The sequence below is a fragment of the Bacteroides sp. genome (assembly GCF_029057325.1).
Taxonomy (GTDB): Bacteria; Bacteroidota; Bacteroidia; order Bacteroidales; family Bacteroidaceae; genus Bacteroides.
This window is the reverse complement of sequence record NZ_JAICZW010000058.1, coordinates 1-8,844: the sequence shown is the minus strand read 5'-3', so window position 1 is coordinate 8,844 and position 8,844 is coordinate 1. Positions and strand designations below refer to the sequence as shown.

Annotated in this window: 7 protein-coding genes and 1 pseudogene; 7 read left to right on the top strand and 1 reads right to left on the bottom strand. The window is 51.5% G+C overall.

From position 1 onward, the window contains the following. Positions 1-542 precede the first annotated feature (542 nt). The 3 genes and pseudogenes from K2G43_RS04035 (at position 543) to K2G43_RS04025 (ending at position 2,868) form a co-directional block, all read left to right on the top strand. Complete coding sequence (locus tag K2G43_RS04035; RefSeq protein ID WP_297644362.1) at positions 543-1,439, top strand: LytTR family DNA-binding domain-containing protein; 897 nt, start codon at positions 543-545, stop codon at positions 1,437-1,439. Positions 1,440-1,577: 138 nt separating this feature from the next. Continuing rightward, positions 1,578-2,240: pseudogene (locus K2G43_RS04030) on the top strand (Plug domain-containing protein); the annotation flags it as partial. Positions 2,241-2,454: 214 nt separating this feature from the next. Further along, positions 2,455-2,868 (top strand): DUF2141 domain-containing protein, encoded by a 414-nt coding sequence (locus K2G43_RS04025; RefSeq protein WP_300153048.1) that lies wholly within the window; start codon positions 2,455-2,457, stop codon positions 2,866-2,868. A gap of 27 nt (positions 2,869-2,895) precedes the next feature. On the opposite strand, the gene K2G43_RS04020 is transcribed toward K2G43_RS04025, so the two are convergent. Next, positions 2,896-3,072, bottom strand: a complete 177-nt coding sequence (locus tag K2G43_RS04020) for a helix-turn-helix transcriptional regulator (protein ID WP_300153046.1) — start codon at positions 3,070-3,072, stop codon at positions 2,896-2,898. Positions 3,073-3,148: 76 nt separating this feature from the next. Between K2G43_RS04020 and K2G43_RS04015 the strand changes: the two genes are divergently transcribed. The 4 genes from K2G43_RS04015 to K2G43_RS04000 form a co-directional block, all read left to right on the top strand. Then, positions 3,149-5,836 (top strand): transglutaminase domain-containing protein, encoded by a 2,688-nt coding sequence (locus K2G43_RS04015; protein WP_300153044.1) that lies wholly within the window; start codon positions 3,149-3,151, stop codon positions 5,834-5,836. A gap of 142 nt (positions 5,837-5,978) precedes the next feature. Next, on the top strand, positions 5,979-6,788 hold the full coding sequence (locus K2G43_RS04010) for an RNA methyltransferase (protein WP_297644369.1): 810 nt from the start codon (positions 5,979-5,981) through the stop codon (positions 6,786-6,788). A 304-nt stretch (positions 6,789-7,092) separates the two neighbouring features. Next, complete coding sequence (locus K2G43_RS04005; protein ID WP_300153041.1) at positions 7,093-7,350, top strand: OadG family protein; 258 nt, start codon at positions 7,093-7,095, stop codon at positions 7,348-7,350. A 32-nt stretch (positions 7,351-7,382) separates the two neighbouring features. Further along, a partial coding sequence (locus K2G43_RS04000; RefSeq protein ID WP_300153038.1) for an oxaloacetate decarboxylase occupies positions 7,383-8,844 on the top strand: 1,462 nt, incomplete at its 3' end.

Genomic DNA, 8,844 nt, shown 5'->3' with positions numbered 1-8,844 from the left:
TTATTAACGCTGCAAAGATACGAATTGTTTGGGAGAAAATATGTTTTAAAACATAAAAAATGAGTTTTTCCCTCCTTTGCAGGCGAAAATGATGATTTTTGCTATCTGTGAATGACAAAAAAGAGGGCTTCCGGATGCTTTGAGGTGTCTTCGGTGGGCGGAGTTGTGGCATCTATGGTAGGAATTCTTCTTTTTGTAAAGATTTCTAATTTTTATCTTTTGGGCTCCTAAATTCCGAAGTTTAAAAATCACAACAAAAAAACGGCTCTACAAGTACTTCTGAGAGGGGGTACCCAAAGGTAACGACTGTGGTACCCTCAGATAACGACTGAGACTGCCTCGAATAACGACTGAGGCTATCTCAGTCGTTATCTGAGGGTACCTCGATGAAGCATCGTGTTTTGGAAGTAGCTTTTGTTGGGATATTTTTAAATCAGATGGAGGCCGTCTATGAACAAACACGGGATTTATAGCCCGGATATGCCCGATTTATACTATTTTTGCTGTGTTACGTCATTACGAACATTAAAGTGGAGAAGCCCATGAAATGGAAAGAACTTATCAATGCTCCTTACCCAACCTATTACCAGCGATGGAAGGCGGTAGTAATCCCTTCGGTCATCATTTTCCTGATATTGTACCTGCTCCAGCCGTTCGGCATCTCGCGGATAGAGGGGAGCAGGCTGGTGGTCGTATTCGGTTCAGCGCTGATTTCGGCGGGAGCGTCGGGCGTGTTTGTCTATTTGCTGCCCGCTCTGTTTCCTGCTTATTATAAGGAAGAGCGTTGGACGATGGGCAGGCACCTGCTGAATTTGATGCTGATGTTACTATTGATAGCGTTGGGAGTCTGGTTCTATCAGTCGTGGCTGATGGAGGTGCCGCTTGATGGAAGGCTGTTCGTTACCGTGCTGTTTTGGGTGCTGATATTGGCTCCTTTCCCCACGATGTTCTTTCTGATGTGGAACCGGAACCTGCAACTGAATCGGAACTTGAAGAAGGCGATGGAGATAAACCGCTCTTTGTCGAAGAAGGTGGCATCGGCAGAGGAGGTTTCCCGAGGGAAGGAGGAGTGCGGTGAGAGTAGGTTGTTTTTGACCGGAGGAACCAAAGAGAGTCTGGAGCTGTCGGCAGATGGTTTCCTTTATGCGGAGGCGGAGGGGAACTACGTGAAGGTGGTGTTCCGCTCGGAGAAGGAGGGGAGGGCTGCCTGCAAACTTTTGCGTGCCACCATGAAGCAGGTGGAGGAGGCGGTTTCCGCTGCTCCTTTCATTGTCCGTTGCCACAGGGCTTTTCTGGTGAATACCCGCCGGGTGGTGCGGGCGGATGGAAACTCGCAGGGTTATAAATTGTCTTTGGAGGGATGTGAAGAGGCGGTACCTGTCTCGCGTGCCTACGCCAAAGAGGTGAAAAGGCTGATTAAGAGTTCTATAAACAATTAGTCATTCGTCACAGCAGCCTGCCATCCGTCACAAGAGGTTGTTGGTTTGTCACATATCCGGGCTGTCTGTCCCGGATATTTTTTTGCCCCGTTCGCTTCCTGTATGTTTGTGGCAGATAACGAAACAGAAGCAAAGAAGATGAAACGGAAAATCATTCTTGGAATTGTAGGAAGTACGCTGCTTCTCGTGCAGCCTGCCGCTGCGCAGAAAGCGGTGACCGACACCGTGCGCCTAAATCTGCATATTGATAGCATCGGGCTGGAGGAGGTCATTGTGAAAGGTGCCCGGACGCCTGCCGCCAACAGCCGGTGGAGCGACGTGCAGCCGGTGGAACTGGTGACGGTGGGCGGTGCGAACGGCGATTTGTATAAGGCGTTGCAGACCTTGCCGGGCACGCAGGTGCAGGGCGAGACGGGGGAACTGCTGGTGCGCGGCGGGAGCAACTACGAAACGCAGACCTTTATGGACGGCATGCACGTGCTGAACCCCTATACGTCGAACGGCATCCATACGCCTGCCCGTAGCCGTTACTCCACCTTTATGTTCAGTGGTGTGAATCTGGCTTCGGGAGGCGCTTCGCAGGAGTATGGCGAGGCGCTTTCGGCAGTCCTTCCGTTGGAGACGAAGGATTACAGCTGGGTGGATAAGGTGGGCGTGAATGCTTCCGTGGTTGGTGTAGGTGGGGGAGGGACAAAGGCTTTCGATGACGGTTCCTTGTCTGTCGATTTGAATTACCAGAATCTGGGTTTGTACGATAAACTCTATTCAGGCAGGAGGGAGTTCGAGAAGCCCTATCGGATGTGTTCCCTTCTTGGCAAGCAAGAAGGTCATTGTTCACGCTTCGGCAACGAACATCCTTTGTCGGAAGAACGAGTTCGGCAAGGTGGACGGCAAGGTGGTACTCGCTTCCAGCGACCATTTCTTCTATGTGGGAGTTTTTGTCACATTGGGGAAGAAGGCGGCGTATGATGTGTCTAATTTTTGATTTTTCATAACCAATTAATTTTTAATAAGTATGAGAATAGTAAGTATCGTTTTAGTATGTGTATTGCAGAGTCTGCTGCCAGGTCTTTCCGCACAGAATCTGACGCTTGAAGTGCGAGGTGTCGAAAAGGTAGAGGGGCATCTTTATGTCGCCATCTACTCTTCGGAAGAGTCATTTATGAAGCAGCCATTCGCGGCGTTTCGGGTCGAAGTAAAGAATAAAGTATTGGTTATTCCCTGCGAGGGCTTGCCTGTGGGCACCTATGCCCTCTCAATGTTTCAGGACGAGAACGGGAACGGAAAACTGGATACCGGCACCTTCGGTATCCCCATGGAAAAGTTCGGCTTCAGCAACGATGCCGAAGGCGTGATGGGACCACCTGCTTACGACAAATGCCGCTTCGATTTCGCTGCGGACACCACTTTGGTGGTGCATTTGAAGTAAGAATTGGCGCTACGGTCTGCTTTCCGTTCAATGTGGTGGCAAAGCGGCGTATTGGCCCGGCGCAATGCCTTTCAGCTTCTTGAACACGCAGTTGAAGTAGGGGACATTGTTGAAGCCTGCCTGATAACAGATTTCTGCGACGGAGCCTTTTTGCTGCTTCAGCAGTCGGCAGGCAAGTTCGATGCGGTATTCGTTGAGGTTCATTTTGTTTGAGGATAATTTCTACCGATGGGAATTAATTTCTATCTTTGCAACTCAACCTTAATATAAATATGTATATATGAAACGAGTTGCACAACTTCTGAATCTTTTTGGACTGGTCTGCCTGCTGGCTTCCTGCGGCGGACAGTCCTTCATTACAGACGCTTCCTACCGCCAGCGGGTGGAGCAAGATTTCAACCAAAAGAAAGAACGGTTGCCGCAAGGCGATTTGTTTGCCATCTTCAATACGGACTTGACGCAGTATGAGCGCGAGGCGTTGGAGTTTCTCTACGCCTACATGCCGTTGGCGGACATTGCCGACTATCCCGGCGAGTTCCATCTGATGAACGTGCGTGCTTCCCAAAAGGCGGCAGAAGAGATGCCGTGGGGAAAGACGGTGCCCGAAGAGTTGTTCCGACACTTCGTGCTTCCGGTGCGGGTGAACAACGAGCCGCTGGATAGCGCAAGGGTCGTGTTCTATGGCGAGTTGAAGAATCGGGTGAAGTCTCTCTCTCTGTATGACGCTATTCTGGAAGTGAACCATTGGTGCCACGAAAAGGCCATCTATACTCCTTCCGATGCCCGTACCAGTTCGCCGTTGGCAACGGTGCGCACCGCCTACGGACGTTGTGGCGAAGAATCCACCCTGTTGGTGGCTGCCTTGCGTTCGGTAGGCATTCCCGCCCGCCAGGTCTATACGCCCCGTTGGGCACATACCGACGACAACCATGCGTGGGTAGAGGCATGGGCAGACGGCAAATGGTACTTCCTCGGAGCCTGCGAGCCGGAACCCGTGTTGAACCTCGGCTGGTTCAACGCTCCCGCAAGCCGGGGCATGCTGATGCACACCAAAGTCTTCGGACGCTACGAAGGGGCGGAGGAAGTGATGTCTGTTACGCCCAACTATACGGAAATCAATGTGATAGAAAACTATGCGCCGACGGCGAAGGCCGTTGTCACGGTGGTGGACGAGCAGGGAGCTCCGGTGACCGACGCTTGCGTGGAGTTCAAACTCTACAATTATGCCGAATTCTATACCGTGGCCCGCAAGCAGACCGATGCGGAAGGCAAGGCCTTCCTGACGGCAGGCAAAGGCGATATGCTGGTATGGGCCTCTAAAGAAGGAAAGTTCGGCTATGCCAAGGTCTCTTTCGGAAAAGACCAAGAGCTGACCGTGAAGATGGATAAGAAAGCCGGTGAGGGATGTGTAGAGGACTTTGAGCTTGTGCCGCCTCCCGAAAGTGCGGAACTGCCACAGGTGACTCCCGAACAGCGTGCCGAGAACGATCGCCGCATGGCTGTGGAGGACTCCATCCGCAATGCGTACGTGGCCACATTCATGACAGACGAGACGGCACGTACCTTTGCAAAGCAATATAAACTGGACGAAGACGTGGTGGCTCGCCTGCTGGTTGCATCCAGAGGAAACCATCGGGTGATTGCCGACTTCATGGCCCGTTTGCGTTCCGACAAGGCCAAGAAGGGCGGACTCGACCTGTTACAACAGATTTCGGCCAAAGACCTCCGTGACGTGAAATTGGGAGTGCTGACAGACCACCTGCAATCTCGCCTGTGCGCCAACGCCGATTACTTCCGCCGCTATGTGCGCTATCCGCTGTTCATCAACGAGCAGCTGACGCCTTATAAGACATTCTTCAAGAAAGTGGTTTCCGAAGAAGAGGTGGAAGCCTACCGGACAGAGCCGATGAAGCTGGTGGACTGGGTGATTCAAAACATCCGGATAGACCGGACCTGCAATTTGGGAGGAGCACCCGTTTCACCTGAAGGAGTCTGGAAGGCACGTGTGGCGGATGCCCACAGCCGTGACATCTTTTTTGTTTCTATGGCACGCAGCATGGGAATCCCTGCCCGCATCGATGAGGTGACAGGCAAGGTGCAGCTGATAACGGATGAAGGTGCCGTGGATGTGGATTTGGACCGTCGTCCGGATGAGACCGAATCACAGCAAGAGCCGGTAGCCTTGAAAGGCAGATTGGTAGCCTCCTACAAGCCCATCCGTTCGGTGGATAATCCGAAATACTATTCCCATTTCACCATTTCCAAGCTGACGCCGCAGGGCGGTCTGCAATTGCTCTCCTACGATGAAGGCGATGCCGACATGGGCGGAGGTACTACTTGGAGCAATTTGCTGAAGGATGGAACGGCTTTGGATGCCGGTGATTATATATTGGTGACCGGAACGCGTCTTGCCAGTGGCGCGGTGCTCTCCGAAACCACTTTCTTCACCATTCAGCCGGGCAAGACGACGAACATCGAGTTGGTGATGCGCGAGAGTCAGGATGAAGTGCAGGTGATTGGAAACTTCAATTCGGAATCGCTCTTCACGCCGTGGGTTGCCGATGGATTGGCTGAGAAACAGAGCCTGTTGCAGGCCTGCGGACGCGGTTACTTTGTGGTCGGCATCTTGGGTGTCAATCAGGAGCCTACCAATCACGCATTGCGTGACATCGCTTCCTTCAAGGCAGAGCTGGAGAAGTGGGGCCGCAAGATGGTGTTGCTCTTCCCTGACGAGGAGAAGGCAGGCAAGTTCACCCCCGAATCGTTCCCCGATCTGCCATCCACCATCCTTTATGGTATAGACACGGATGGCATTGCCGAACAGATAGCCGTGAACATGAAACTGAAACATAAGGAAACGTTGCCGATATTCATCATCGCCGACACGTTCAATCGGGTGGTCTTTGTCTCGCAAGGCTACACCATCGGACTGGGTGAACAGTTGATGAAGACGGTACACGGATTGTAATATTCTTAGAAGGAGTTATTCGGAATTTAAAAGGAGTTATCGGGAGTTAAAAGCCGATTTGTGCAAGTAGAGCCATCGGCTTTTAACTCCTGACTCTTTCATTCCTCATTCTTTCATTCTTCTATTCTTCCATTCTTTTTTTATGCCCATCATCGAAATATCTTCATTGACACATCCCGGAGTGGATGTGTTCGGTACTTTGACCGAAGCCCAGTTGCGTAATCGCCTCGAACCGGATAAGGGGATATTCATAGTAGAAAGTCCCAAAGTCATCAAAGTCGCTTTGGATGCAGGCTATGAACCTTTGGCACTCTTGTGCGAACGAAAACATATCAACGGAGACGCAGCCGGCATCATCGCGCGTTGCGGCGGCATTCCCGTCTATACAGGCAGCAGGGAACTGCTTGCCGAGCTGACCGGCTATGTCCTGACGCGGGGCGTGTTGTGCGCCATGCGTCGTCCGGTGGCGCGAAGCATGGAAGAGGTTTGCCGGGGAGCGCAACGTATTGTGGTCATCGATGGGGTGGTGGATACGACCAATATCGGTGCCATCTTCCGTTCGGCGGCGGCTTTGGGCATAGATGCGGTATTGCTGACACGTAACTCTTGTGACCCATTGAACCGTCGGGCTGTCAGGGTGTCTATGGGATCGGTCTTTCTGGTGCCGTGGACGTGGATGGACGGTTCTATCCGTTCGCTCGGCGCGCAGGGATTCCGCACGGCGGCGATGGCGCTTACGGACCAATCCATTTCCATTGACGACCCTGTTCTGGCCACTGAACCGAGATTGGCCATCGTGATGGGTACCGAAGGCGATGGCCTTCCGCACGAAACGATAGCCGAAGCCGATTATGTGGTCCGTATTCCGATGTCGCACGATGTCGATTCGCTCAATGTGGCTGCTGCTGCGGCGGTGGCTTTCTGGCAACTTCGTGCTCCGAAGCGGTCATAAAAGACACCGCTTTTTCATTGAACGGAGTTATCTGTTAGGAGTGAGAGCCGATACTTTAGCGACGGCATCCTACCCAAAGTATTGGCTTTAACTTCTCTGACTTCTCTAACTCCTTTAACTCCTAGCAGATAACTCCTACAAATGAAAAAGCCGTATTTAAAATCCTTCTGCTGCTTTTAGACGGTTGATGTACAATTGCATTTTAGCATCTTTTATAATTAAAAAACGGGATTCTTTCACTGATTATCATTAATTTCGACCGATTTTTTTCAAAACAGCCGAAATAACTAATAAAATATCATATATGGAAAATCTGAATACAGCATTTTTGCTGATGGTGGTGGGTATGACGACGGTCTTTGCCATCCTGCTGGTTGTTATCTATTTGGGTAAGGCGTTGATTGCACTTGTGAACAGGTATGCGCCGGAAGAGGCGGCTCCCGCAAAGGCCGCCGCAAACGGTCCTGCGCCGATTCCTGCCAATATCATGGCGGCTATCAGTGCGGCTGTGGCTGTGGTGACGCATGACAAAGGTAAAGTAGCGAAAGTGGAGAAAATTTGAAACAATAATATAAATACACCGAATCATTTAGTATGAAAAAAGAGATTAAATTCAGCTTGGTATTCAGGGATATGTGGCAAAGTGCCGGAAAATATGTGCCCCGTGTTGACCAGCTGGTGAAAGTTGCTCCTGCCATTATCGAGATGGGCTGTTTTGCACGTGTAGAGACCAATGGCGGCGGTTTTGAACAAGTGAATCTGCTGTTTGGGGAGAATCCGAATAAAGCTGTACGTGAGTGGACGAAACCGTTCCATGAAGCTGGCATCCAGACACACATGCTGGATCGTGCGTTGAACGGACTTCGTATGAGCCCTGTACCTGCCGATGTGCGCAGACTGTTCTATAAGGTAAAGAAGGCGCAAGGTACGGACATCACACGTACTTTCTGCGGATTGAACGATACACGCAACATCATTCCTTCCATCGGTTATGCCAAGGAGGCGGGCATGATTTCGCAATGCTCCCTTTGCATCACTTTCTCGCCGGTACATACCGTAGAATACTACGTCAATATGGCGAAAACGCTGATTGAGGCGGGAGCCGATGAAATCTGTATCAAGGATATGGCGGGCATCGGACGTCCGGTATCGTTGGGCAAGATTGTTGCCGGCATCAAGGCGATAAAGGATATTCCCGTGCAGTATCACAGCCACGCAGGACCGGGTTTCAACATGGCGAGTATTCTCGAAGTGTGTGAGGCGGGATGCGACTACATCGATGTAGGCATGGAACCGCTTTCATGGGGTACGGGACATGCCGACCTGCTCAGCGTGCAGGCTATGTTGAAGGATGCGGGCTTCCAGGTTCCTGAAATCAACATGGAGGCGTATATGAAGGTGCGTGCCCTCATCCAGGAGTTTATGGATGATTTCCTTGGCTTGTACATCAGTCCGCGCAACCGTCTGATGAACTCCCTGCTGATTGGTCCGGGATTGCCGGGCGGTATGATGGGCAGTTTGATGGCCGACTTGGAATCCAACCTGGAATCTATCAACAAGTATAAGGCGAAACGCAACCTGCCCTTCATGAAGCAAGACGAACTGCTCATCAAGTTGTTCAACGAAGTGGCATACGTATGGCCGCGTGTGGGATATCCTCCATTGGTGACTCCGTTCAGCCAGTACGTGAAGAACCTTGCCATGATGAACGTCATTGCCATGGAGAAGGGTAAGGAGCGTTGGGGAATGATTGCCGACGACATCTGGGATATGTTGTTGGGCAAGGCAGGTAAATTGCCGGGCGAGCTGGCTCCCGAACTCATCGAGAAGGCAGAACGCGAAGGCCGTAAGTTCTTCACGGGCAATCCGCAGGATAACTATCCCGATGCACTTGACAAGTATCGCAAGATGATGAAAGAGAACAAGTGGGAACTGGGCGAAGACGATGAAGAGCTCTTTGAATATGCCATGCACCCCGCCCAATACGAGGCTTACAAGAGTGGCAAGGCCAAGCAGGACTTCTTGGCGGATGTGGAAAAACGCCGTGCCGAGCGCG

What these genes read in the sequence shown, in the direction of transcription:
- K2G43_RS04015 (WP_300153044.1), top strand. Translation starts at nt 3,149, where the DNA reads ATGAAACGAGTTGCACAACTTCTGAATCTTTTTGGACTGGTCTGCCTG.
- K2G43_RS04020 (WP_300153046.1), bottom strand. Translation starts at nt 3,072, where the DNA reads ATGAACCTCAACGAATACCGCATCGAACTTGCCTGCCGACTGCTGAAG.
- K2G43_RS04025 (WP_300153048.1), top strand. Translation starts at nt 2,455, where the DNA reads ATGAGAATAGTAAGTATCGTTTTAGTATGTGTATTGCAGAGTCTGCTG.
- K2G43_RS04035 (WP_297644362.1), top strand. Translation starts at nt 543, where the DNA reads ATGAAATGGAAAGAACTTATCAATGCTCCTTACCCAACCTATTACCAG.
- K2G43_RS04010 (WP_297644369.1), top strand. Translation starts at nt 5,979, where the DNA reads ATGCCCATCATCGAAATATCTTCATTGACACATCCCGGAGTGGATGTG.
- K2G43_RS04005 (WP_300153041.1), top strand. Translation starts at nt 7,093, where the DNA reads ATGGAAAATCTGAATACAGCATTTTTGCTGATGGTGGTGGGTATGACG.